General features: G+C 75.5%; 20 protein-coding genes. 19 read left to right on the top strand and 1 reads right to left on the bottom strand.

The features are described 5' to 3' along the window. Positions 1-12: 12 nt before the first annotated feature. The 10 genes from PYR91_RS12735 (at position 13) to PYR91_RS12690 (ending at position 12,304) form a co-directional block, all read left to right on the top strand. Positions 13-1,155, top strand: a complete 1,143-nt coding sequence (locus PYR91_RS12735) for a GTPase (protein WP_347943051.1) — start codon at positions 13-15, stop codon at positions 1,153-1,155. Between the two features lie 65 nt (positions 1,156-1,220). After that, positions 1,221-1,433: a hypothetical protein gene (locus PYR91_RS12730; RefSeq protein WP_279779865.1), complete on the top strand. Its 213-nt coding sequence runs from the start codon at positions 1,221-1,223 to the stop codon at positions 1,431-1,433. A 229-nt stretch (positions 1,434-1,662) separates the two neighbouring features. Further along, a complete protein-coding gene (locus PYR91_RS12725; protein ID WP_279779863.1) occupies positions 1,663-2,829 on the top strand; it encodes a hypothetical protein in 1,167 nt (388 codons plus the stop codon). Further along, the gene (locus PYR91_RS12720) at positions 2,826-5,435 is read left to right on the top strand and encodes a serine/threonine-protein kinase (protein ID WP_279779862.1); all 2,610 of its coding nucleotides are present in this window, start codon (positions 2,826-2,828) and stop codon (positions 5,433-5,435) included. The genes PYR91_RS12725 and PYR91_RS12720 overlap by 4 nt, the downstream gene beginning before the upstream one ends. Further along, positions 5,432-6,343, top strand: a complete 912-nt coding sequence (locus PYR91_RS12715) for a protein phosphatase 2C domain-containing protein (protein WP_279779861.1) — start codon at positions 5,432-5,434, stop codon at positions 6,341-6,343. The genes PYR91_RS12720 and PYR91_RS12715 overlap by 4 nt, the downstream gene beginning before the upstream one ends. Further along, positions 6,336-7,625, top strand: coding sequence for a VWA domain-containing protein (locus PYR91_RS12710; RefSeq protein WP_279779860.1), 1,290 nt, complete (start codon positions 6,336-6,338; stop codon positions 7,623-7,625). Before PYR91_RS12715 ends, PYR91_RS12710 begins: the two co-directional genes overlap by 8 nt. A gap of 2 nt (positions 7,626-7,627) precedes the next feature. Next, positions 7,628-8,506: an FHA domain-containing protein gene (locus tag PYR91_RS12705; RefSeq protein ID WP_279779859.1), complete on the top strand. Its 879-nt coding sequence runs from the start codon at positions 7,628-7,630 to the stop codon at positions 8,504-8,506. 1 nt (position 8,507) lies between these two features. Next, positions 8,508-9,896 carry a hypothetical protein gene (locus PYR91_RS12700; RefSeq protein ID WP_279779858.1) on the top strand — a complete coding sequence of 463 codons (1,389 nt, stop codon included), beginning with the start codon at positions 8,508-8,510 and terminating at the stop codon, positions 9,894-9,896. 15 nt (positions 9,897-9,911) lie between these two features. Next, positions 9,912-10,742 (top strand): glutamate ABC transporter substrate-binding protein, encoded by an 831-nt coding sequence (locus PYR91_RS12695; protein WP_279779857.1) that lies wholly within the window; start codon positions 9,912-9,914, stop codon positions 10,740-10,742. A 281-nt stretch (positions 10,743-11,023) separates the two neighbouring features. Then, positions 11,024-12,304, top strand: a complete 1,281-nt coding sequence (locus PYR91_RS12690; RefSeq protein ID WP_279779856.1) for an alpha/beta hydrolase — start codon at positions 11,024-11,026, stop codon at positions 12,302-12,304. A gap of 38 nt (positions 12,305-12,342) precedes the next feature. Here PYR91_RS12690 and PYR91_RS12685 read toward each other — a convergent pair whose 3' ends face one another. After that, positions 12,343-12,777, bottom strand: coding sequence for an Lrp/AsnC family transcriptional regulator (locus PYR91_RS12685; RefSeq protein WP_279779855.1), 435 nt, complete (start codon positions 12,775-12,777; stop codon positions 12,343-12,345). A 146-nt stretch (positions 12,778-12,923) separates the two neighbouring features. On the opposite strand from PYR91_RS12685, the gene PYR91_RS12680 reads away from it, so the two are divergent. The 9 genes from PYR91_RS12680 to PYR91_RS12640 all read left to right on the top strand — a co-directional run bounded on the left by PYR91_RS12680 (position 12,924) and on the right by PYR91_RS12640 (position 23,652). Continuing rightward, a complete protein-coding gene (locus tag PYR91_RS12680; protein WP_279779854.1) occupies positions 12,924-13,805 on the top strand; it encodes a tryptophan 2,3-dioxygenase family protein in 882 nt (293 codons plus the stop codon). Positions 13,806-13,937: 132 nt separating this feature from the next. Beyond that, positions 13,938-14,438, top strand: coding sequence for a 2Fe-2S iron-sulfur cluster-binding protein (locus PYR91_RS12675; RefSeq protein WP_279779933.1), 501 nt, complete (start codon positions 13,938-13,940; stop codon positions 14,436-14,438). Next, on the top strand, positions 14,435-15,421 hold the full coding sequence (locus PYR91_RS12670) for a xanthine dehydrogenase family protein subunit M (RefSeq protein ID WP_279779853.1): 987 nt from the start codon (positions 14,435-14,437) through the stop codon (positions 15,419-15,421). Before PYR91_RS12675 ends, PYR91_RS12670 begins: the two co-directional genes overlap by 4 nt. Further along, positions 15,418-17,508 carry a xanthine dehydrogenase family protein molybdopterin-binding subunit gene (locus tag PYR91_RS12665; RefSeq protein WP_279779851.1) on the top strand — a complete coding sequence of 697 codons (2,091 nt, stop codon included), beginning with the start codon at positions 15,418-15,420 and terminating at the stop codon, positions 17,506-17,508. The genes PYR91_RS12670 and PYR91_RS12665 overlap by 4 nt, the downstream gene beginning before the upstream one ends. A gap of 15 nt (positions 17,509-17,523) precedes the next feature. Next, positions 17,524-19,851: an FUSC family protein gene (locus tag PYR91_RS12660; RefSeq protein ID WP_279779850.1), complete on the top strand. Its 2,328-nt coding sequence runs from the start codon at positions 17,524-17,526 to the stop codon at positions 19,849-19,851. Positions 19,852-20,194: 343 nt separating this feature from the next. After that, positions 20,195-21,199, top strand: coding sequence for an NmrA family NAD(P)-binding protein (locus tag PYR91_RS12655; RefSeq protein ID WP_279779848.1), 1,005 nt, complete (start codon positions 20,195-20,197; stop codon positions 21,197-21,199). Continuing rightward, positions 21,196-21,498 (top strand): hypothetical protein, encoded by a 303-nt coding sequence (locus PYR91_RS12650; protein WP_279779847.1) that lies wholly within the window; start codon positions 21,196-21,198, stop codon positions 21,496-21,498. The genes PYR91_RS12655 and PYR91_RS12650 overlap by 4 nt, the downstream gene beginning before the upstream one ends. 220 nt (positions 21,499-21,718) lie before the next feature. Then, positions 21,719-22,501 (top strand): MerR family transcriptional regulator, encoded by a 783-nt coding sequence (locus PYR91_RS12645; protein WP_279779845.1) that lies wholly within the window; start codon positions 21,719-21,721, stop codon positions 22,499-22,501. Between the two features lie 302 nt (positions 22,502-22,803). After that, entirely contained in the window at positions 22,804-23,652 is an 849-nt protein-coding gene (locus PYR91_RS12640) for a hypothetical protein (protein WP_279779844.1), read from the top strand. The last annotated feature ends 85 nt before the right edge of the window (positions 23,653-23,737 follow it).

Here is a 23,737-nt window from a genome sequence, read left to right as displayed (position 1 = left end):
CCGCGAAGATCGATGGGTGAATCTCACTCGACGGCCTTCCCGCAAGGTCATCGCAAGGATCGGTGGCCACGATGGAGCCGGTGGCAGAAAACAGCCGTAAACGTCATTAACGCTATGACGCGAGGTGAGCTTGTGGCAAGGATCGACCGAATTTCGGTTGATGCGCTGGATGAACGTCAGCTCGGCGAGGTGAGGGAGAGCGTCCTCCGCGAACGTGACGCCGAGGCGGGCAAGCCATTGAGCGTCGCGGTAATGGGCCAGACGGGGGTGGGAAAGTCCTCGTTGCTCAACGTTCTGTTCGGCACGCGGCTGCCCGTGGGGGACGGGAAACCGGTCACGCGTGAACCCCGGGCCATCACTGTGCCCGGTAACTCCGACCATTTAGTGACATTTTGGGATATGCCCGGAATAGGGGAATCCGCCGCCGCGGACCTGGAGCACTCGGCCGTTTACCTGGAGAAGCTCGCCGAGTGCGACGTCGTCATCTGGGCCATCCACGCCGACAGCCGCTCGGTCGCCTACGACGCCGCGTGCCTGGACCGGCTGCTCGCGCAGGCAGGGCCACGGGCGCGGGCCCAGGTGCTGGGCAGGCTCACCGTCGTCCTCACCAAGGCCGACACCCTCACCCCGCCCCCGTGGATCTACGACATGCGCGGCCCGCGCGGCTCGTTCGTGCCCAGCGCGCCGCTGGCCGCCCGGCTGGAGCGCAAGGCCGTCCACTTCGAGCAGGTCTTCGTCCGGCCCTGGGGCGACCTGCTCGGCGCCGCCACCTACAACAGCGGGGAGTTCACGCTCCGCGACGACCGGCTCGACTGCGACGCGCACACGGTCCGCTACCGGGGCCACTTCTCCCAGGAGGCCTGTGACGCCTACTCCGCGGCCCACCCCGAGCACGCCGAGGTGTTCTCCCGGCTGCGCGACAACCACCGTGTCCTGCCCTGCTCGGCGCTGTTCCGCTTCAACCTCGTGCCGCTGATGCTCAGCGTGGTGAACAAGCTGGGGCCCACGGCGATCTTCCGGTTCGAGCGGCTCCTGGACGACGTCGCCGGGCTCGGCGGCGTCCCGGTCGAGACCATGCGCGAGTACGGCAACTTCGTGGTGTGGGACGGCGTGCGCGGGGTGAACGCCTTCGACCTCACCCGCTTCCCCTTCTGAACCGGCCGCGGCCCGGCCGCCGACACCTCGGGTACCGACGAACCCCCGGATGCGAGGACCCCACCATGATCGAGGACGAGGACATCCGCCGCGCGGTCGAGGCCGCGCGGCGGGGAACCGCCGAGTACCTCACCCGATTCGACTACGCGGTGCAGTACCGCGACGAGACCGCCATCGAACACCTGATCAGGGCCGCGGTGGCGCGCGTCCTCGGCGTCGTGGGCGAGGTCGGCTTCGACGTCGTGAGGAGCATCTGGAACTGGCTCGTCACCCGCTGACCGCGCCGGCGCCGCGCCTGGCACCCCCGCCCCCGGCCGCTCACGGGCCCCGGGGGCCACGCCGTGACTGCGGCGTGATCGTCATGTGATCGAATACCCGCCTTCGCCGGTTCCTCTCTGGGCACGCGTCTGCCCGAATTATGGAAAGAATGAGTATGGAGAGGGACAGGTCGTTCCATGCCGGGGGAGGCGGGGAGCGTTGAACACGCGCGGGGCCCCGGGGCCGCCCATGAGCCTGGAGGGGATCGACCACGCCCTGAGCCGGCGCGTTGCCGAACGCGACCGCATCGCCGGCGACCTGCTCGACCTCGACGACCACCCGAGCCGCCGCCTGCTGGCCGGGATGACGCCCGCGGGCGAGACCGGGCGACGCTGGGCGCGCGCCGAGGCCACCTCCGTCACCCTGTGGTGGCTGTTCGACGCCTACCGCCGGGTGCTCGACCGCGCCCTGGAGCTGCGCGCCGCGTCCAAGCCCGACCTGGCCGCGCTGAGCGACCTGCTCGCCGGCTCCTCGGTGGAGCTGGAGCCCGGGGACGTGCCCGTGGAGAAACGCTCCCTGCTGCGCACGCCCGGCGAGTGGATCACCCTGGACACCGTCATGGCCCGCATGGACCGGGCCTACCGCGAGGTCGCCGAGACCGTCGCCGCCGTGGACGCCGCCTGGGGCACCCTGCTGCCCCGGCTGGAGGAGGCCGACGCCGCCCGCCGCGCGGCCCGCGTCCTGGCCGACGACCTCGGCGCCGCCGACGCCGAGCTCGACCGCCTCGGCGAACGGCTCGACCGGCTGCGCGCCGCCGCCACCTCCGACCCGCTCGGCGCCCCCGGGCTGGGGGAGGAACTGGACGCCGCCGCCTCGGCCCTGGCCGCCCGCCTCGGCGCGCTTGAGCGGGCCGCCCGGTTGCGTGAGGAGTACGCCGAGCGCGCCCGCCTGCTCGGCGAGCGCGTCGCCGAGGTCGCCGCCGCCGAGGAGGAGGCGCGACGCGTCCGGGACGTCGTCCTGGCCAAGATCGCCTCGCCGTCGCTGCCCCGCCTGCCCGACCAGGCCGCCGCGCTGCGCGACCGGCTCGCCGCGCTCGGCTCGGCGGAGGGCCGCTGGCTGGAGCTGGCCGAGCGCCTGGCGGAGCTCGAACGCGCCGTGCTGGACGCGCTGTCGCGCGCCGACGGCGTCACCGGGTCGATCGGCGGCCTCATCGACCGGCGCGACGAGCTTCGCGGGCGGCTGTCGGCCTACCAGGCCAAGGCCGTCCGCCTGGGCCACGCGGAGGACGTCGCGCTCGCCGGCCTCTACGGCACGGCCCGCGACCTGCTGTGGACCGCGCCGTGCGACCTGCGGCGGGCGACCGTCGCCGTCGCCGAGTACCAGCGGGCCATCACTCGGATCGGAGCGGCCGGATGACCAGATGCGACCAGCCCGGGTGCACCGGGACCGTCGTGGACGGATACTGCGACGCCTGCGGGATGGCGCCGGTGTCCCGGCCCTCCCCGGTGCCGTCCGGTGGGCCCGGCGCGCCGCCGCCGTCCGGTCCGCCGTCTCCGCACGGTCCGCCGTCCCCGCACGGGGCGCCGTCCCCGTACGGGCCGGGCGCCTCGGGCGGCGCCGCGCCCGCCCACGCGTTCCCGGCCGCGCCGCCGATCGCGCCGCCCGGCGCCGTGCGGCCCGGCGACCCCGGCGCGGTACCGCCCGGCGCGCCCGGCAACCGCGTGGGCACGGGCGCCTCCGGACGGCCGGTCACCGCCTGGCCCTCGGCCGCGGGCGGCTCCCCGCCGCCCCCCGGCGCCGCGCCGCCGCAGTCCGCCGGCCGCCCCGGGACGGCGTGGCCCTCCGGCTCGGCGGCCCCGCCCCCGCAGGCGTCCGGGTGGGCGCCGCCGCCCGGCGGGATGACCCGGCCGTCCATCGGCGTCCCGGGCACCGCCCCCACCGGCTCCACCGGCTCCACCCCGAGCCAGATGACCGGGTCGCGGCGCACCAGCAGCCGCTCGCGCCGGGGCATGCTCGGCATGGGCCTGGTCGAGGTCCCCCCGGTGCCCTACCGCGACCCCTCGGCGGTCGTCCTGCGCGACCCCGTGGTGCCCGAGGAGCGGCGCTTCTGCGGCAACCCCGACTGCGGCAAGCCGGTCGGCCGCCGTCGCGACGGCAACCCCGGCCGCGCCGAGGGCTTCTGCCCGCACTGCGCCCACCGGTTCTCCTTCACCCCCAAGCTCGGCGCGGGCGACCTGGTCGCGCGGCAGTACGAGGTCAAGGGCTGCCTCGCGCACGGCGGCCTGGGCTGGATCTACCTGGCCGCCGACCGCAACCTCGACGGCCGCTGGGTGGTCATGAAGGGCCTGCTGGACACCGGCGACACCGAGGCGCTCGCCGCCGCCGAGGCCGAGCGCCGGTTCCTCACGGCGATGGACCACCCCAACATCGTCAAGATCTTCAACTTCGTGAACCACCCCGACCCGGTCACCGGGACGCTGGTCGGCTACATCGTCATGGAGTACGTCGGCGGCCAGTCCCTGCAGGACCTGGTGCGCCACCGCCTCCGCGAGAGCGACAACCGCCAGGCGCTCCCGCCGTCCCAGGTGATGGCGTACGGGCTGGAGATCCTCAGCGCCTTCGGCTACCTGCACGACCGCGGCATGCTCTACTGCGACCTCAAGCCCGCCAACGTGATCCAGGTGGAGGAGCAGCTCAAGCTGATCGACCTGGGCGCGGTGCGCCGGCTCGACGACAACGACAGCGCGATCTACGGCACCATCGGCTACCAGGCGCCCGAGATCGCCACCCACGGCACCTCGATCGCCTCCGACCTGTACACCGTCGGGCGCACGCTCGCGGTGCTCGCCTTCCCCTTCAGCCCGTCCGCGGGCGGCGCCGCCGCCCCGCTGCCCGACCCCGGGCCGGCGTTGGAGTCCTTCCACCGGTTCCTGCAGCGCGCGACCGACGCCGACCCCACGCGGCGCTTCCAGAGCGCCTCGGAGATGTCCGAGCAGCTCGTCGGCGTCCTGCGGGAGACCAGGGCCCAGGAGGAGGCCGCGCCTCACCCCGCGCAGTCGGGGGTGTTCGGGCCTGAGAGGGCGGCGGTGGGCACCGAGCTGGCACCCCTCACCAGCGGCCAGGTGTTCGGGCCCCTGGAGCGCCTGGACGCCGCCTCGGCGCTGCCGGTACCGCTGGTCGACCCGCTCGACCCGGCCGCCGGCTTCCTGGCCGGGCTCACCTCCGGCAGCCCCGACGAGCTGATCGCGGTGCTGGAGTCGGCGCCGTCCACGCCCGAGACGCTCCTGGCCCGCATCCGCGTGCTGAGCGAGCTGGGCCGCCCCGTCCCCGACGAGCTGTACGCCGCCGCGGCCAGGGACCTGCCGGGCGACTGGCGGCTGTGGTGGTACCGCGGCGTCGCCGAACTGGCCTCCGGGGACGCCGGCATGGCCGTGCGCTTCTTCGACGGGCTCTACTCCTGGTTCCCCGGCGAGGCCGCGCCCCGGCTCGCGCTGGCGTTCGCGCTGGAGGCGGCCGGTGCCGGTCCCGAGGCCGCGCGGCACTACGCGGCCATCTGGCAGACCGACCGCTCCTACGCCGGCGCCTGCTTCGGCCTGGCGCGCATCCTGCTGGCCCAGGGCGAGCGGGCCGGCGCCGTCCGCGCCCTGGACGAGGTGCCGCCCACCTCCATCCACCGCACCGCCGCGCAGGTCGCCGCCGTAGCGGTCACCGTGCGCGGGCAGGCGCCCGCCGAGCCGGAGCTGATCGCCGCCGGCGAGCGGCTGCGCGGCCTGAGGCTGGACTCCCGCGACCGCGACGGCCTGGCCTCGGAGGTGCTGGAGAGCGCGCTGGCCAGGTTCGTCACCGGCCAGGCGGCGCAGGGGAACGGCGGCACGCTGCTCGGCACCCCGCTCAGCGAGCGCGGCGTGCGCGGCGAGCTGGAGCGGGTCTACCGGGCCCTGGCCAGGTCGGCCGGCACGACCGAGGACCGGCACGCCCTCATCGGCCGCGCCAACGCCGTCCGCCCGAGGACGCTGTGGTGAGCGCCTGCCCCGTGTGCGGCACCCGCGTCCTGGCCGGCGAGGCGTTCTGCGAGCAGTGCGGCCACGACCTCGCAGCGCCCGGGCCCACCCCGTGCACCGCCTGCGGGGCGGCGCGCGTCGGCGCCGACGGGTACTGCGAGAACTGCGGCATGCTCCAGCCCACCGGGCGCGACCACGTCGAGGTGGAGCTGGACGGCTCGGCCGGCGCCAGCGACCGCGGCCGCCGGCACAGCCGTAACGAGGACGCCATGGCCCTGACCGCCGCGGGGCCCGGGACGGTGGTGGGCGTCGTCTGCGACGGGGTCTCCACCTCCCCGCGCCCGGACGAGGCGTCCCAGGCGGCGGCCGACGTGGCCGCCGCCGCGATCGCCAAGCGGCTCGCCGAGGGCGAGGGGGCGGAGGCGGCCACCCGCGAGGGCGTGCGGCTCGCCGCCGCGGCGGTCGCCGCCGCCGCCCGCGCCGGCGAGGACGCCCCCGCCTGCACGTACGTGTCCGCCGTCGTCTCGGCCCGGCAGGTCACGGTCGGCTGGGTGGGGGACAGCCGGGCGTACTGGCTCGGCGCGCAGTCGGCCCTGCTGACCCGCGACGACGCGACGCCCGGCACGCACATGCTGACCGCGTGGCTGGGCGCCGACGCCGGCGAGGTCGTCCCGCACGTCACGACCTTCACCACCGACGGGCCCGGCATCGTGCTGCTGTGCAGCGACGGCCTGTGGAACTACTACCCGGAGCCGGAGGACCTCGCCGCCGCGGCCCCGCAGGACGCCCCCCTCGCGACGGCGCGCAGGCTCGTGCGCCTGGCGAACCAGGCGGGGGGACACGACAACATCACCGTCGTGGTCATCCCGTTCGGCCAGGGGGACCGGGCCGATACCACGGTGGCCTTCCCGAAGGAGAGAAGTGACTGACTTCACCATGCGCGTGGACCAGAACAAGTACCTGCCCGCGGGGAGCCAGGAGGTCCACGGCATCATCACCGTCGAGGCCAGCGGGCCGGTCGGGACCTCCCGGGCCACCGACGCCGCCGAGGTGATCATCGTCGACACCTCGGGCTCCATGTCGTACGGCAAGATCGCCGAGGCGCGCAAGGCCGCGCAGGCCGCCGTCGACACGCTGCGCGACGGCGTGTACTTCGCCGTCATCGCGGGCAACCACCAGGCCGAGGTGATCTACCCGGGCAACGGCCGCCTGACGCCGGCGGACGCGCGCAGCAGGGACGAGGCCAAGGAGGCCGTCTCCCGCCTGCGCGCCGACGGCGGCACCGCGATGGGCCGGTGGCTGCGCCGCGCCGCCGACCTGTTCAGCGCCCACCTCATGGAGCACCCCGGCGCGATCAGGCACGCCATCCTGCTCACCGACGGCAAGAACGAGCACGAGCCCGCGCCGGAGTTCGACGCCAACCTGGCCTACTGCTCGGGCAAGTTCGTCTGCGACGCCCGGGGCGTGGGCACCGACTGGGTGGTCGCCGAGCTGCGCAGGATCGGCTCCACCCTGCTCGGCAGCGCGATGGACGTCCGCAGGCCCGAGGAGCTGGAGGACGACTTCCGCGCCATGACCGAGGCGGCCATGGGCAAGACCGTCGCCGACGTCGCGCTGCGCGTGTGGACGCCCCGGGCCGCGACGCTGAACTTCGTCAAGCAGGTCTCCCCGGCCCTGGAGGATCTGACCGGGCGCCGCTCCCCGGTCGACGCGCAGACCGGCGACTACCCGACCGGCGCGTGGGGCGGGGAGTCGCGCGAGTACCACGTCAGCGTGAAGGTGCCCCCGGGCGGCGTTGGCCAGGAGATGCGCGCCGGCCTGGTCAAGCTGGTCGTCCCCGCCACCGGGGAGGTGCTGGCCAGCGGGAACGTGCTCGCCCAGTGGAGCGACGACCCCGCGCTGTCCACCCGCATCAACCCCCGGGTCGCCCACTACACCGGCCAGCAGGAGCTCGCGTCCCTCATCCAGGAGGGCCTGCAGGCGCGCAACGACGGCGACCTGGAGACCGCCACGGCCCGGCTCGGCAAGGCGCGCGGCATCGCCGAGCGCGCGGGCAACGACGAGACCGCCAAGCTGCTGGACAAGGTCGTGGACATCGACCCCGAGACCGGCACCGCACGCCTGAGGCGGGGCGTCGACAAGGCCGACGAGATCGCGCTGGACACCCGTTCTGTCCGCACCGTCCGCATGCGCAAGGACCCGGAGGGCTGAGGATGGCCACCTGCCCGGCAGGGCACGACTCCGCCGACGAGGAGTACTGCGACGTCTGCGGCGCGCTGATGACCGGCGCCCCCGGCCAGGCGGCGCCCGCGCCGCCCGCCTCCTCCGGCGCGCCGCGGGGCGAGGGGCCCTGCCCCGACTGCGGCGCGCCCCGCGGCGGCCGCTTCTGCGAGAGCTGCGGCTACGACTTCGTGCTCGGCGGCTCCTCCCAGGCGTTCGCCCCGCCGCCCTCGCGCCCGGCAGCGGACCCCGGGGCGCCCGCCCAACCGGCGCAGCCGGCGCAGGCGTGGCGGCCCGCGCAGATCGTCCGCCCGGGCTCGTCGCAGCCCCGGCCCGACCCGGCCGGCCCCGCGCCCACGCAGGGACGGCACGAGGGCGCCCCGCACTCCCAGGGATGGCACGAGGGCGCCGGCCCGCAGTCCGGGCGGCCTCAGACGACGGGCGATCCCGGGTCGCGGGGCGGGCCCGCCGGGAGCGGCTGGCTGGCGGTCGTCGCGGCCGACCGCGGCCACTACGAGGCGATGATCGCCCTCGGCGGCCCCGACGCGGCCCGGGTGGCGTTCCCGCCCTACTGCCCCGAGCGGCGGATCCCGCTGGCCGGGCGCGAGATGCGCATCGGGCGGCGCAGCCGGACGCGCTCGCTGGAGCCGGAGATCGACCTGTCGGGCCCCCCGGAGGATCCCGGCGTCTCCCACCTGCACGCCGTGCTGCTGGCCGAGCCCGACGGCGGCTGGCGGCTGGTCGACCCCGGCTCGGCCAACGGCACCCTGCTGAACGGAAAGAGCGTGGAGGTCAACGTGCCGGTACCGGTCGGCGACGGCGACCGCGTCAACGTGGGCGCGTGGACCGTCATCACCCTGCGGAGAGGCTGAGATGACGTTAGTGCGGCCCGCGCCGCCCCGCCGAGCCGGCAGGGCCCGCACCGTGCCGGGACGCATCCGGCTGCTCACCGCGCTGGCCGTGGCCGCCGTCCTGCTGCTGGCCGGCGCGGTCGCCATGGCCGTCGCGCACGCCAGGGACGGCCTGCGTGTCATCGGCCACACCGCCGGCCCGCAGGTGGTGGCCACCGCCGACCTGTACTTCGCGCTCAGCGACATGGACGCCCAGGTGGCCACCGTCCTGCTCGCCGGGCAGGAGACCGGGCTCGGGCCGGGGCGCCAGGCCATGCTCGCCCTCTACGACCAGCGCAGGTCGCAGGCCGACCGCGCGGTGCTCCAGGCCGCCGACCTCGCCGGGGACGACGCCACGGCGCAGGCCACCGTCCGCGCGCTGCTGGACGGCCTCGGCCGCTACGAGCGGCTCGCCTCCCGCGCCCTGGTGCTGGACGAGCGCGCCGGGCACGCCGCCGGGCCGCCCTCCTCACAGGCGCTGGCGGTCTACCGCCAGGCCACCGACCTCATGCGCCTGGACCTGCTGCCCAAGGCCTACAACCTGACCCTCGACAGCGGCACCATCGTCCGGCGCGCCTCCATCGCCGAGCTGTCGGCCATGCGGATGGGCGGCATCTGGACCGGGGTCGCCTGCGCGCTCGCGCTCGCCGTCCTGCTGACCCTGCAGATCTACCTCAGCAGGGGTTTCCGGCGGACGATCAACCTCTCGCTGCTCGCGGCGACCGTCCTGGCCGCCGTGCTCGCCCTCGGCGGGGTGCTGGTGCTCCAGCGGGAGACCGAGGTGCTGACCCACGCCAAGGAGGACGGGTTCGACTCCGTCCTCGCCCTGTCGCGGGCCCGCGCCATCGGCAACACCCTGCACGGCGACGAGATCAGGTACCTGCTGGACCCGCAGCGTGCCGACACCTACGAGCAGGTCTACCTCGACAAGTCGCAGGCGGTCATGTACGTCCCGGCCGGCAGCCTCGACAAGTACCAGGCCGCGCTGGACTCGCGGTCCTCCGGCGAGGGCGACTTCCTCGGGTTCTTCGGCTCGGAGGCCTCCCGGCTCACCCTGACCGGGCAGCGGGCGGCCTTCGAGGAGGTGCTGAGGCGCTACGGGGAGTTCCAGGACAACGACCGGCGGATGCGCCAGGCCGCCGCCGGCGGCAGCCCCAGGGACGCCGTGCGCCTGGCGCTCGGCCCCGCGTTCGGCGAGTACGACGAGGCCCTGGTCGAACTGATCGCCCTGCACCGCCGGGAGTTCGACTCCGCCGTCCGCGACGGCGACGGCGCGCTCACCGGATGGGACGTGGGGCCGCCGGCGGCGGCGCTCGCCGCCATCCTGCTGATCCTCGTCGGTGTCCGGCCCCGGCTCGCCGAGTACCGCTGAAAGGCAGGAGTCGCGATGCTCACGCTCACTGGCAACGGCCGCGGGATCCGCGCGCTCGCGCGGATCCTGCCGGCGGCGGCGCTGCTCGCCGCGCTCCCGCTCGCGGCGGGGTGCGCCGCCGGGACCTCGCTGCTCGACAAGGAGTCCCTGGTCATCGGGGTCAAACCCGACCAGCCCGGGCTCGGGGTGAAGAAGGACGGCAAGTACACCGGCTTCGACGTCGACGTCGCCACCTATGTCGCCCGCAAGCTGGGCAAGACGGCGCGCTTCGTCGACGCGCCGTCCTCGGCGCGCGAGAAGATGCTCGCCCGGGGCACGGTCGACCTGATCTTCGCCACCTACTCGATCACCGCCGAGCGCAAGACCAAGGTGTCGTTCGGCGGGCCCTACTACGTGGCCCACCAGGACACGCTCGTGCGCGCGGACGACGGCGCCGTCGCCGGCGTGCGCGACCTGAGCGGGCGCAAGCTGTGCCAGGTGACCGGGTCGAACTCCTGGCGCCGGGTGAAGGAGGAGCGCAAGGTGGCGGTCAGCCTGGTGAGCTCCCCGTCGTACAGCCAGTGCGTCTCGCAGCTGCTGGCGGGCGAGGTGGACGCCGTCTCGACCGACGACCTCATCCTGGCCGGCTTCGCCACCTCCAGCACCCGCATCGTCAACGCCCCCTTCAGCGACGAGCGGTACGGCGTGGGCATCCGCATCGGCGACCTGGACGGCTGCGAGGCGGTCAACAAGGCGATCACCGAGATGTACCAGGACGGGACCGCCAAGAAGCTGCTGCAGAAGTGGTTCGCCAAGTCCGGCCTGGCCCTCAGCTTCACCGTCCCCCAGTTCGAGGGCTGCGGCTGACCCATCCCCGCCCACCCGGCGGGCCCCGGACGAGCCCGCCCGGTCTCGCCCGGGCCTGTACGCCCCGGGTTCCGCCAGGGCCCATCCGGGCTTGCGGCCCTGGCCTCCCCCTCGGGGCGCGGCCGGGTTCGCGCGCCGGGCCGTCGCGTTCGCGCGCCGGTCCGCCCGGCTCGCGGCGCGGGCGGGGACGGCGGTACCGTCTGTGCCGGCCCGCGACGTGGCGCGGTGCCGCGGCGCGTCCCGGAGCCCGGCTTCGCGGCGCCTTCGGGGAGGTGGGCGGGGTGGAGGTGCTGGTCGTCGCGGGGCCCGGGGTGGTGGCCGACGCCGGGCTGCTGGAGGAGACGGCGGCGGCCGAGTGGGCCGCGCTCGGCGTCCAGGGCCGGTTCGCCGCCGTGGCGGACGTGGCCGCGCTCGCCGCCGAGCTGGAGCGGGCCGGGGAGGGGTGCGCCCTGGTCGCGCTGCCGGGGCCCGACCCCGAGGCGAGGCGGCTCATGGACGTCGCCTCCGGCCACGCGCCCCGCACGGTGTGGCTCGACCTGGACCGCACCGGGCCGCGAACGGTCGCCGGGGGCGCGGCGCACGTGCGGGGACGCGGGGTCGCGGGCCTGGGATGGGCCGTCCGCCACGCCGTGCACCGCCTGCGCCGCCCCGCGCGCCGGATCCCCTACGGCCCCCACCCCGACCAGTGGGCCGACCTGCGCCTGCCGGCCGCCGGCGCGCGCCTGCCCGCGCCTGCTCCGAAGACGCCCGCGTCGGATCCATCCCCGACCACGCCTGATCCGCGTCCGGGCCCGGTCGAGCCCCGGACGCCCGCCGTGGGGAGCGTGGCACCGCCGGTCGTGGTGCTCGTGCACGGCGGCTACTGGCGGTCGGTCTGGGCGGCCGACCTGATGGACGCCCTCGCCATCGACCTGGCCGACCGCGGCTTCGCGTCGTGGAACCTGGAGTATCGGCGCCCCGACCTGCACGGCTGGGCCGCCACCACCGCCGACGTGGCCGCCGGCGTCGAGGCGCTCGCCTCGGCCGGCACGCCCCTCGACCTGGCCCGGGTGGCGGTGGCGGGCCACTCGGCGGGCGGCCAGCTCGCCCTGCGCGCCGCGGCCGACCGCGCCCGCGGGGGAGGGGATCGCCCGGGCGCCGCGGCGGACGCCCGCCGAGCCGCGCCGTCTCCGGCCGCGCCTTCTGCGGGTTCCGGGGAGGGGTCGCCGGTCGTGACGCTCGCGGTGTCGCTGGCCGGGGTGCTCGACCTCGTGGCAGCGGACCGGCGTCACGTGAGCGCGGGGGCGGTCGCGGGCGCGCTGGGCGGCGGCGCGGACGAGATCCCCGAGGTGTACGCCGCCTCAAGTCCCCTGGAGCGGCTCCCCCTGGGCGTCCCGCAGCTCGTCGTGCAGGGCGCCTCGGACGACCCCGACCTGGTCGACGTCAACCGGCGGTACGCCCGGGCCGCGGGCGAGGAGGCCGTCTACCTGGAGCTGCCCGGCGACCACTTCGCGGTCGTCGACCCGGCGTCCGCGATCTGGCACGCCACCGCCGCCGAGCTGGCCGCCCGCCTCACGCGCTGACCCCGCGCCTCCCGCCCGGCGTCCCCGCCCGGCAGGGCTCAGCCGCCGGCGGGGCGGGTCAGGGGGCGCCAGGGGAGGGGGCTGGAGAGCATCATCATGCTCGACGGCTGGCCGTAGGGGGCCAGGCGGTCGATCAGCTCCTCGAAGGCGCCCATCGAGGTGGTGGCGACCCGGAGCAGGCAGCAGGTGTCCCCGGTCACGCGGTGCACCTCGACGATCTCGGGCCAGGCCAGCGCCGCCTCGTCGCGGAGCAGGCAGCGGGGGCCGTAACACGCCATGCGCACCAGCGCGCTCACCGTGTGCCCGGCGCGCGACAGGTCGACCCGCGCGTGGTACCCGGTGATCACCCCGGTCTGCTCCAGTCTCCTGACCCGCTCGGCCACGGCCGGCGCCGACAGGTGGACCCGCCGGGACAGCTCGCTGAACGACAGTCGCGCGTCCGCCTGGAGTTCAGCCAGCAGAGCCCAGTCCATCGTGTCCACGGTCACGCCCCGTCACTCACAACCCGAAAGCCCTCCGAGACCTTTCAACCCGCAGGTGAAAGGGACGAACGACCTCAGACTCACCATTTCCCTGAAATCCTATAGACGTGACCATAGAGGGAAGCGAGGGAGGCGTGATGACGAGCAGGCCGAGAGACGGGGCCATCACGGAGAGGCCGGTCGGCGCGCCCGGCGCGCCCTCCGAGGGGCCGGGCGAGGCCGCGCCGACCCTGGAGTTCGCGGCGGGCACGCCGTACGACGATTACGTGGAGGCCGAGACCCTGCACGGCCTCCAGCACACGATCACCGACGTGCCGGAAGAACTGCCGTTCCTGGTCACCACCCAGGTCATGGAGCTGTACTTCGGGCTGGTGCGCACCGAGTGGCGGCTCGCGCAGCGGCTGCTCGACGACGACGAGATCGCCGAGGCCACCGCGGTGCTCGCGCGCACCGTCCGCTACTTCGAGGCGCTGAACGCCTCCTGGGCCGCGCTGAGCTGGCTCACCCCGGTGCGGTTCAACGCCTTCCGCGAGGCGCTCGGCGAGGCCTCCGGCTTCCAGTCCGCCATGTACCGGCACCTGGAGTTCCTGCTGGGCAACAAGTCCGAGCCGCTCACCCGCCCGCACCGGCGCAGCCCCGCGGTGTACGCCGAACTGCTCGCCGCCCTGCGCGCGCCGAGCCTGTACGACAGCGTGCTCGACGTGCTGGCCAGACGCGGGTTCGCCGTCCCGGAGGGGCGCGACCTCACGGCCGAGTACGTCCCGAGCCCGGCCGTGGAGGCCGCATGGGTGACGATCTACAGCGAGCGCGCGCCCGGCGACGAGCTGTGGGAGCTCGCCGAGACCCTGACCGACCTGTCGGAGCGGTTCTCCGACTGGCGCTACCGCCACCTGATGGCGGTGCGCCGGTCCATGGGCGCCAAGATGGGATCGGGCGGGTCGGGCGGCGTCGGATGGCTCCAGCGCAGCCTCAGCCGCGACGTCTTCCCGGAGCTGTGGTCGGCGCGCACCGTCGTCTGAGCGGCGCCTTGGAGCGTCCGCTGCCGAGAGATGAACCTCCGGTGGGATAAAGCATGGCCGGGCCCGGGTAAGGAAGCGCGGGTGAACGGCGAAGCGAACACGATCCGAGGTGACGCCGCCGCCCCGGCCCCGATCACCAGCGACCTGCGGCTGTCGGTCAACAAGGACGTCCATCCCATCACCGTGGACACCCGGGAGACGCTCCTGGACACGCTGCGGGAGCGCCTCGACCTGACCGGCTCCAAGAAGGGCTGCGACCACGGCCAGTGCGGGGCGTGCACGGTCCTGGTCGACGGCCGGCGCGTCAAGTCGTGCCTGACGCTCACGGTCACCGTCGACGACCGGGAGATCACGACCATCGAGGGCCTGGCGGGCGGCGACAGCCCGCACCCGCTGCAGGAGGCGTTCATCGAGTACGACGCCTTCCAGTGCGGCTACTGCACGCCCGGCCAGCTCTGCTCGGCGGTCGGCATGCTCGCCGAGGCGCAGGACGGGTGGCCCAGCGCGGTCAGCGAAGGCGACGGCCCGGTCGTGCTGGACGAGGAGGAGATCCGCGAGCGGATGAGCGGCAACCTGTGCCGCTGCGGCGCCTACCCCAACATCGTCGAGGCGATCAGGCGGGTGGCGCCGTGAGGCCGTTCGGCTACCAGCGCGCCGCCAGCACCCGTGCGGCGGTGGAGGCCGTCGGCGCGGGCGACGGCGCGGTGTTCCTCGGCGGCGGCACCAACCTCGTCGACCTGATGCGCCTCGGCGTCGCCACGCCGCACACGCTCGTGGACGTCACCCGCATCGCCCCGGCCACCATCGAGGAGACCGCCGGCGGCGGCCTGCTCGTCGGCGGCGGGGTGCGCAACGGCGAGCTGGCCGCCCACCCCCTGGTGCGGCGCCGCTACCCGGTGCTGTCGCAGGCCGTGCTGGCCGGCGCCTCCGGCCAGATCCGCAACATGGCCACGGTCGGGGGCAACCTCCTCCAGCGCACCCGCTGCTCCTACTTCCAGGACGTCACCAAGCCCTGCAACAAGCGGCAGCCCGGCTCCGGCTGCCCGGCGCGCGAAGGCGACCACCGCAACCTGGCGATCATCGGCCACTCCGAGAGCTGCGTCGCCACCCAGCCGTCCGACATGGCGGTGGCCCTGGCCGCGCTGGGCGCCACGGTCCACGTCGAGGGCCCCGGCGGCCCGCGCGCCGTGCCGATGCCCGGGCTGCACCGCCTCCCCGGCGACCAGCCGCAGCGGGACACCGTGCTCGGCCCCGGCGACCTGATCACGGCGGTGGAGCTGCCGCCGCTGCCGCTCGCCGCCCGGTCCCGCTACCGCAAGGTGCGCGACCGGGCGTCGTTCTCCTTCGCGGTGGTGTCGGTGGCCGCGGCCCTGGAGGTCGCGGGCGGCGTCGTCCGCGACTGCCGCATCGCGCTCGGCGCGGTCGCGCACGTGCCGTGGCGCGCGGAGACGGCCGAGGCCGCCCTGCGCGGGGCCGAGGCGACCGAGGCGGAGTTCACCCGAGCCGCCGAGCTGGAGCTGGCGGGGGCCCGTCCCCTGCCGGGGAACGCCTACAAGGTGCCGCTGGCCCGCAACCTGCTGGTCCGCGTGCTCACCGACCTCGCGGAGGCACCATGACCGTCACAGGCGCGCGGGTAACCGGCTCGGCGCTCGACCGCGTCGACGGCCCCGAGAAGGTCACCGGGCGGGCCCGGTACGCCTACGAGCACCGCCCGCGCGACGTGGCCTACGCCGTCCCCGTCCAGGCTGCCATCGCGCGGGGCGAGGTCGTCGACGTGGACGTCGACGCCGTCCTGCAGTGGCCGGGCGTCATCGCGGCCATGTGGCACGGCAACGCGCCCCGGCTCGCGCCGTCGGCCGCCGCCGAGCTCGCCGTGCTGCAGTCCAGGCAGGTGGCCTACCGCGGCCAGTACGTCGCCGTGGTGGTCGCCGAGACCTACGAGCAGGCCTGCGAGGCGGCGCGGCTGCTGCGCGTCCAGTACGAGGAGCGGCCGCACGACGTCGCCCTGCGGGTGGACCACCCGGGCATGTACCGGCCCGACCACGTCAACCCGGACTATCCCACCGACAGCTCGCTCGGGGACCCCGAGGCCGCGCTCGCCTCGGCCGCCGTCGTGGTCGACGCGACCTACGCCACGCCCGCCGAGCACCACAACCCGATGGAGCCGCACGCGGCAGTCGCCGTCTGGGAGGAAGGCGGGCTCACCGTCCACGACTCCACGCAGGGCGCCTCGGGCCTGCGGGCCACGATCGCGCCGCTGTTCGGCATGCCGCCCGACCGCGTGCGGATCGTCTCGCCGTACGTCGGCGGCGGGTTCGGCTCCAAGGGCAAGGCCCACCCGCACGTGGTGCTCGCCGCGCTCGCGGCCAAGCAGGTCGGGCGGCCGGTCAAGCTGGCGGTGACCCGGCAGCAGATGTTCGCCGTCACCGGCTACCGCACCCCGACGGTCCAGCGGGTCAGGCTCGGCGCCGACGGCGACGGGCGGCTCGTGGCGATCACCCACGAGGCCTTCGAGCAGACCTCGACCATCAGCGAGTTCGCCGAGCAGACCACCGTGGCCACCCGGATGATGTACGCGGCCCCGCACCGGCACACCAGCCACCGCCTGGTGCGGCTGGACGTGCCCACCCCGACGTGGATGCGCGCCCCGGGCGAGGCGCCCGGCATGTTCGCGCTGGAGTCGGCGATGGACGAGCTGGCCGTCGCGTGCGGCGTCGACCCGGTGGAGCTGCGGGTGCGCAACGACCCCGAGCGCGACCCCGAGAGCGGGCTGCCGTTCAGCTCCCGCAACCTGGTCGCCTGCCTGCGCGAGGGGGCCCGCCGGTTCGGCTGGCACGAGCGCGACCCCCGCCCGGGGATCCGGCGCAGGGGCCGTGTCCTGGTCGGGACCGGCGTGGCGTCCTCCACCTACCCCGCCTACCGCGTGGCGTCCCGGGCGTCCGCCCGTGCCGAGCCCGACGGCCGCTTCACGGTGCGCATCGCCGCCGCCGACATCGGCACCGGCGCCCGGACGGTGCTGACGCAGCTCGCGGCCGACGCGCTCGCCGTGCCGCCCGAGCGGGTGCGCGTGGAGGTCGGCGACAGCGCGCTGCCCAAGGCCTCGACCGCGGGCGGGTCGATGGGCACCGCCTCGTGGGGCACGGCCGTGGTCCGCGCCTGCGAGGCGCTGATGGACGAGCTGGCCCGGCACGGCGGCGCGGTGCCGCCGCCCGGCCTGTCGGCCGAGGCCGACACCGCCCAGGAGGTGCGCGGGCAGCGCAAGCTCGCCCGGCACGCCTACGGCGCCCAGTTCGCCGAGGTCGGCGTGGACGTCGACACCGGCGAGGTGCGCGTGCTGAGGCTGCTCGGCGTGTTCGCGGCCGGGCGCATCCTCAACCCCAAGACGGCGCGCTCGCAGTTCATCGGCGGCATGACCATGGGCATGTCGATGGCGCTGCTGGAGGAGAGCGTCCTGGACCGCGAGTTCGGCGACTACCTCAACCACGACCTCGCCCAGTACCACCTCGCGACCTGCGCGGACGTCCGGGACATCGAGGCGGCCTGGGTGGAGGAGGACGACCCCGACCTGAACCCGATGGGCTCCAAGGGCATCGGGGAGATCGGCATCGTCGGCACGGCGGCCGCGATCGCCTCCGCCGTCCACCACGCCACCGGCGTGCGGGTGCGCGACCTGCCGATACGGCTGGACAAACTGGTCGGCTGAGCGAGGCGTGAGCGCGTGCCCTCGCCCCGCCCGTTCCGCCGTCCGGACGGCCACCGGCTGGCGGACGTCGCGCCCGGGTGGCTGGTGGAGACCGTGCGGCCGGCGCCGGGACGGCCCCGGCGGGGGGCGATGGCGCGCACGGCCGTCGCGGTCACCACCCCGCTGATCATCGGGCTCGCCACCGGCCTGGTCGCCCACGCCGTGCTGCCCGCCATGGGGGCGATGTCGTCCTCGCTGGCCGACAGGGGAGGCTCCTACCGGGCCAGGGCCATCCGCATGGGGGCGGCGGCGCTCGGTGGCGCCGCGGGGTACGCGGCCGGGCACGCGGCCCGGGGGCTGGGCTGGTGGACGGTGCCGATCGTCGTCGCCATGGCCGTGCTGTCGGCGCTGGTCAGCACGGCCGGGGCGGCCGGCTCGCTCGGCGGGCTGCAGCTCCTGGTGATGACCGTCCTCGGCGTCGGCTCGCCGCTGCCCTCGTCCGCGCTCCCCGGGGCCCTGCTGTACCTGGCGGGGGCGCTGTGGGCGGTGCTCCTGGTGCTGGCCGGCTGGCCGCTGCACCCCCGAGCCGGGGAGGTGGCCGCCGTGGCGAAGGCGTACGACTCGCTCGGCACGCTCCTGGAGGGCCCGCCCGGCACCGACGCCGGCGCGTTCGACACCGCGCTCAAGAGCGGGTACGACACCGTCTTCGGCGCCCGATCCTCCTCGGCCGGCCCCGACCGCGAACGCACCCGCCTGATCGCCCTGCTCAACCAGGCCTTCCAGATCCGCAACGCCCTCCTGTCCCTCGCCCAGGAGGCCCCGCCCCCGCCCGGCGCGGAGGCACGGGGCTCCGACCGGGACGGCGCTCACCTGGACGGCGCGGAGGTACGGGGCTCCGCCCGGGACGGCGCCGACCCGCACGGCGCAGGGGTACGGGGCTCCGACCGGGACGGCGCCGACCCGCACGGCGCAGGGGTACGGGGCTCCGACCCGGACGGTGCCGAGCTGGACGGCGCGGAAGCACGGCGCTCCGACCCGGACAGCGCTCGCCTGGACGGCGCGGAGGTACGGGGCTTCGACCCGGACGGCGCCCGCCCACACGGCGCAGGGGCACGGGGCTCCGCCCCGCATGGCGCCGACCCGGACGGTGTCACCGCGCGGCCCGCCGAGCCGGCGGCGGCCGGTGCCGGGGAGCCCGCTAGCCGCCCGCCGCCAGGGCTCGCCGGGACCGTGCGGGAGGTGGGTGCCACGCTGGCCGGAGGGCGGCCGCCTCCGCGCCCGCCCGTGTGCGACGGCGGCACGCCCGCCATGCGGGCCCTGTGCTCGGGCGTCGAGGGGGCCGTCGACCTGGTGTCGGGAGGCGACATCGACGCCGCCCAGGTGCCGTACGAGCGCGTCGGGCGCGCCGCGCGGCTGAACGCCGTCTGGACGCGCATGTTGTACGGCCACCTCACCCGCGTGTACATCGTCAGGCTGGCGCTGTGCATGGGGGCGGCGGCAGTCCTCAGCCGCGTGCACACGATCGAACGGTCCTACTGGATCATGCTGACCGTCGCCCTGGTGCTCAAGCCGGACTTCGGCTCGGTGTTCGCGCGGGCCGTCCAGCGCGGCCTCGGCACCGTCGCCGGCGCCCTCATCGGCACCGTGATCCTCTCCGTGGTGCCGTACGGCCCCGGGATCCTGATCCCCGTCGCGATCTTCTCCGCGCTCCTGCCGTACGGACAGCAGCGCAACTGGGGGATGATGGCGATGTTCCAGGCGCCGCTGGTGGTGCTGCTGGTCGACCTGGTCAGCGGGGCCGGGCCCAGACTGGCGGAGATCCGGCTGGTGGACACCCTGGTCGGCTGCGCCATCGTGCTGGTGCTCGGATACCTGCCGTGGCCGGGGAGCTGGCAGGCGCCGGTCGGGCCGCGCTTCGCCGACGCGGTGTCGGCCACGTCGCGTTACCTCGGCCGCGCGTTCGACCCCGGCGACCCGCGGCGGGCGCTGCTGCACCGCCAGGCCTACGACGCCCTCGCCGACCTGCGCACGGTCTTCCAGCGCGCGGTCACCGAACCCGCCGTGATCAGCAGGCGGGTCACCACGTGGATGCCCGCGATGACGGCGCTGGAGCAGGTGGCCGACGCCACCGCCGCCACCGCCGCCCGCACCGAGCACGGGGCGCCCTCGCCCTCCGAGGAGGCGGTGCGCGAGGTGGTGACGTGCCTGGACGACATCGCCGACGGCATCCGCAGCGGCAGAGCGCCCCGCGTCACCCTCGCGCCCGACTGCGGCGAGTCCGCCGGCGGCGACGGCGCCATGGCCCAGGTGGGCCGCGCCGTCCGAAGCCTGCGCGCGACCCTCGGCGACGGCTCCTCCCGCTGACGTTCGTGGGGAGCGCGGGTCGTCAGGGGTTTCTGCCGGTCGTGGTGGTGGCGGCGTGGCCCAGGTGGGCCGTGCGGTTCGGGTCTGTGCGGGATGCTCGGCGACGGTTCCTCCCGCTGACGTTCGTGGGGAGCGCGGGTCGTCAGGGGTTTCTGCGGTCGTGGTGGTGATGGCGTGGCCCGGGTGGGCCGTGCGGTTCGGGGTCTGTGCGGGATGCTCGGCGACGGTTCCTCCCGCTGACGCGTGGGAAAGCGCAGGTCATCACGGGTTTCCGCCGGTCGTGGCGGCGGAAGGAGTGCGGTCGGGATCGCGGCGCCGGGGCCGCCCGGGGGGAGGAGGCGGGGTGATCCTGGTGACGGGCGCCACGGGGCGGGTCGGCCTGCGCTTGGCCCGCCTGCTCGCCGGGGCGGGCGTCCCGGCGACCGCCATGGTGCGCGCGAAGACGCGGGCGGGGAGGTTGCCGGCGGGGATGCCGCACCTCGTCGCCGCGCTCGAGGCGCCGCCGCCGCCCGACGTGCTGCGGCGCTTCGACCGGGTCTTCCTGCTGTCGCCCACCGGGCCCGGGCAGGCGGCGGCCGAGATCGTCTTCGCCGACGCGCTGGCCGCCGCCGGGCACCGCCCGCACGTCGTGAAGGTCGCCGCCGACGGCTTCCAGGAGCCCTGTTGCGAGGTCCGCTTCATGCGCGGCCACCGGCGGATCGCTGCCCACCTGGCACGCACCGGCCTGCCCGTCACCTACCTGGCCCCGAACCTGTACATGGAGGACCTGCTGGCGGCGGCGGCGACCGTACGCTCGCGCGGCGCGCTGCTCGCCCCGGCGGGGGACGGCGCGGTCGGCTTCGTGGCGGCGGCGGACGTGGCCGCGGTCGCCGTCCGCGCGCTGTCCGGCGAGGAGGAGGTGGGCCAGGTCCACCTCCCCACCGGCCCTGAGTCGCTCGGCCTCGCCGACGTGGCCCGCCGCCTTTCGGACGCCTGCGCCCGGCCGGTGCGGTACGCCGAGGTCTCCCCGGCGGAGGCGCGGCGTGGCATGCTCGCCGCGGGACTGTCCGCCTGGCACGCCGACGGCATGCTTGAGCTGTTCGACTGGGTGCGCCGCGGTGGCTGCGCCACCGTGACCGACGATGTCCCCCAGGCCACCGGCCGGGAGCCGGTGTCCATGGCCGAGTGGCTCGCCGGCACGCGCGCCGCCTTCACCGGCCGCCCGCCGGCCACGTCACCACTCGCGTGGTCGCCGGACACCGGGCGCGGGTCGGATGTTGGACGCGGGCCATGCGGTGGACGTGGGCCGGGCGCTGGAGGCGTGGATGGCATGATGGGAGGCTGGCGATCACAGGGAGACCAGCGATGACCCACCCCCTCGACCCCCGTCCCGCGCCCCGCCGCACCCCGCTCAGCGCGGAGGAGCGCATCCGGAGCGAGGCGGCCTTCGCCCCTTACGTCGCCCAGACGCTCGCCACCGAGGGGCGGTTCCGGGTCAGCGCCGACACCCCCGACATGGTGGAGCTGTTCCAGTCGGTCGCGCACAGAGTCGGAGAGATGCTCCAGCGACCCGTGGTCAGCTACGCCAACGGCAGGTACATGGTGATCACCTTCGGCGACCAGGACGACCCGGGCCTTGCGCCCCGGCCGGCCGTCGGGCCCGCTTGACCTTGACGCGGGCTTCCGCCTCGGCCGGCCCTGGGGCTCGCTGACCTTGACGCGCGCCCTCCGCTCCTGCCGGCCGTCGGGCCCGCTTGACCTCGACGCGGGCTTCCGCCTTGGCCGGCCCTGGGGCTCGCTGACCTTGACGCGCGCCCTCCGCCCCTGCCCTCCTGCCGGCCGTCGGGCCGCTTGACCTTGACGCGGCGTCAACGTCTGTAATGAAGGCATGCGCATCGGAGAGATCGCGGCGATGGCGGGGACGACGACCCGTGCCGTACGCCACTACCACCATCAGGGACTGCTGCCCGAGCCACCGCGCCGGGCCAACGGATACCGCGAGTACACGCTGCGCGACGCCGTCGAGCTGGCCAGGGTGCGCCGGCTCACCGAGCTGGGGCTGAGCCTGGACGAGGTGCGCGACGTGCTGGCCGACGACATGGGCCGGGACCTGCACGAGGTGCTGCTGGAACTGGACGCCGACCTCGCCCGTCAGGAGCGGGCGATCAGGGAGCGCAGGGAACGCCTGGCGGTGCTTCTGGAGAAGGCCGCCGTCTCCGAGCTGAGGCCCGACGACGTCGTCTCCCCCGAGCTGTCGGAGCTGTTCGGGACGGTCTTCACCTCCACGACCGACCTCGGCAAGTCGCCGGCCGCGGCCTGGGACCGCGAGCTGTTCGCCCTCATGGACACCACGGCCACCGAGGAGGACCGGCGCCGCCTGATGGCCGCGCTGACGCCCATGGCCGCCGACCCGGCCGTCATGGCCCAGGGCCACGACCTCTACCGCAGGCTGGACGAGCTGGCGGGGGCCGACCCCGGCGACCCCCGCGTCGCCCCGCTGGCGGCCGCGTTCGCCGCCTACCTGCCGGACGACCTGCTCGCCGTCCTCGCCCCCGGCCTGACGCAGGCGGCCGCCGACCCGGCGGGCGTGCCCCTGCTGGACGACCTCGCCCCCGCCCAGGCCGAGGTCGTCCGCCAGACGATCGACCAACTCGCCGCGAGGCTCCCATGACCCGGCCCAGCGGCTCCGGTAAGGACGCGGTGGTGCGGCTCCCGACCCCGGACGAGAACGGAGCGGGACGGCCGCGGAAGGCCGGTGAGGATGGAGCGAGCCCGCTCCGGGGTGTGAGCGATGAGGGGGCGCCCGGCCTCCGGGGCCCGGACGGGAACGGGGCGGGACGGCGGCGGGAGGCCGGCGGCGACGGCATTGGAGGCCTGAGGGGCGTGGGGGATGACGCAGCGAGCCCGTTGCGGGGCGTGAGCGATGACGGGGCGGGTGGGCTCCGGAGGGCCGGTGAGGACAGGGCGAAGCGGGTGCTTCGCGGCGTGGCCTACGGGGTGCTCCCGGCGGAGATCCTGCTCGTCGTGTCCCTGGTTCTGGGGGTGTCCATACCGTGGGTGGCGCTCGTGGCGGCCGAGGTGGCGGTCTTCGCGCTGGTGGTCGCCGAGGCGTTCCTGGCCGCTCGCATCTACCGCAGGCACCGCGCCGGCGGGCTGGCGCCGCGGGCCGCGGCGCGGGCGGCGGTGGGAGAGCTGGTGCCCGAGCCCGTCCTGCTCATGATGGCTCACGAGCTGAAGTCCACGGCCAGCATCGGGTACCTGCTGGCCGGGCGGCGGCACGGGGTGCGCGACGGCGCCGTCCCGATCGGCTACGCCCGCCAGCAGACCCCCATGCTGGCCGCCCTGCTGGTGGCCTGCGTCCTGGAGACGTGGGTGCTGCACCTGGTGCTGCCCTGGCCGGCGGTCCGCCTGGTGCTGCTCGTCCTGGACGCGTACACCGTGCTCTTCGTGCTGGCGCTGATCGCCGCCGGGTTCACCCGGCCCCACGTGGCCGGCCCGGGTGAGCTGCGGCTGCGCTGGGGCGCCCTGATCGACCTGCGGGTCCCGATGGCGACGGTCACCGCCGTCCGGGCGCACTGGCGCCACGACCACCAGGGCATGCTCGAACTGGACGGCACCACCATGTCCCTGACGGTGTCCTCGCAGACCAACGTGGTCGTCGAGCTGTCGGAACCGGTCACCGTGACCCGCCCCCTCGGCCGGAAGGGCACCGCCCGCGTCCTGCGCTTCTACGCGGACGACCCGGGCGCCGCCGTCACCGCCATCAACCGAGCCCGAAACCCGGCGCCCGCACCCGCCGCAGCCGAGGAGCCCGCCTCGTGACCGGGACCCGGCCACGGCGCCCGCCAAGCGCGGGCCTCGCGCACCGGGTCCGTCCGTAGCGGGGAGCCGGGTGTCTGGTCGGGGC

Origin of the sequence: Sphaerisporangium sp. TRM90804 (assembly GCF_029846175.1) — a bacterium.
Taxonomy (GTDB): domain Bacteria; phylum Actinomycetota; class Actinomycetes; order Streptosporangiales; family Streptosporangiaceae; genus Sphaerisporangium.
This window is presented reverse-complemented; position numbering and strand designations above follow the sequence as displayed.

Bases quoted from the DNA above. Each gene is read 5' to 3' on its own strand.
- PYR91_RS12700 (WP_279779858.1), top strand. From the start codon at position 8,508: ATGACGTTAGTGCGGCCCGCGCCGCCCCGCCGAGCCGGCAGGGCCCGC.
- PYR91_RS12735 (WP_347943051.1), top strand. From the start codon at position 13: ATGGGTGAATCTCACTCGACGGCCTTCCCGCAAGGTCATCGCAAGGAT.
- PYR91_RS12720 (WP_279779862.1), top strand. From the start codon at position 2,826: ATGACCAGATGCGACCAGCCCGGGTGCACCGGGACCGTCGTGGACGGA.
- PYR91_RS12695 (WP_279779857.1), top strand. From the start codon at position 9,912: ATGCTCACGCTCACTGGCAACGGCCGCGGGATCCGCGCGCTCGCGCGG.
- PYR91_RS12705 (WP_279779859.1), top strand. From the start codon at position 7,628: ATGGCCACCTGCCCGGCAGGGCACGACTCCGCCGACGAGGAGTACTGC.
- PYR91_RS12665 (WP_279779851.1), top strand. From the start codon at position 15,418: ATGACCGTCACAGGCGCGCGGGTAACCGGCTCGGCGCTCGACCGCGTC.
- PYR91_RS12650 (WP_279779847.1), top strand. From the start codon at position 21,196: ATGACCCACCCCCTCGACCCCCGTCCCGCGCCCCGCCGCACCCCGCTC.
- PYR91_RS12680 (WP_279779854.1), top strand. From the start codon at position 12,924: ATGACGAGCAGGCCGAGAGACGGGGCCATCACGGAGAGGCCGGTCGGC.
- PYR91_RS12730 (WP_279779865.1), top strand. From the start codon at position 1,221: ATGATCGAGGACGAGGACATCCGCCGCGCGGTCGAGGCCGCGCGGCGG.
- PYR91_RS12725 (WP_279779863.1), top strand. From the start codon at position 1,663: ATGAGCCTGGAGGGGATCGACCACGCCCTGAGCCGGCGCGTTGCCGAA.
- PYR91_RS12685 (WP_279779855.1), bottom strand. From the start codon at position 12,777: ATGGACTGGGCTCTGCTGGCTGAACTCCAGGCGGACGCGCGACTGTCG.
- PYR91_RS12645 (WP_279779845.1), top strand. From the start codon at position 21,719: ATGCGCATCGGAGAGATCGCGGCGATGGCGGGGACGACGACCCGTGCC.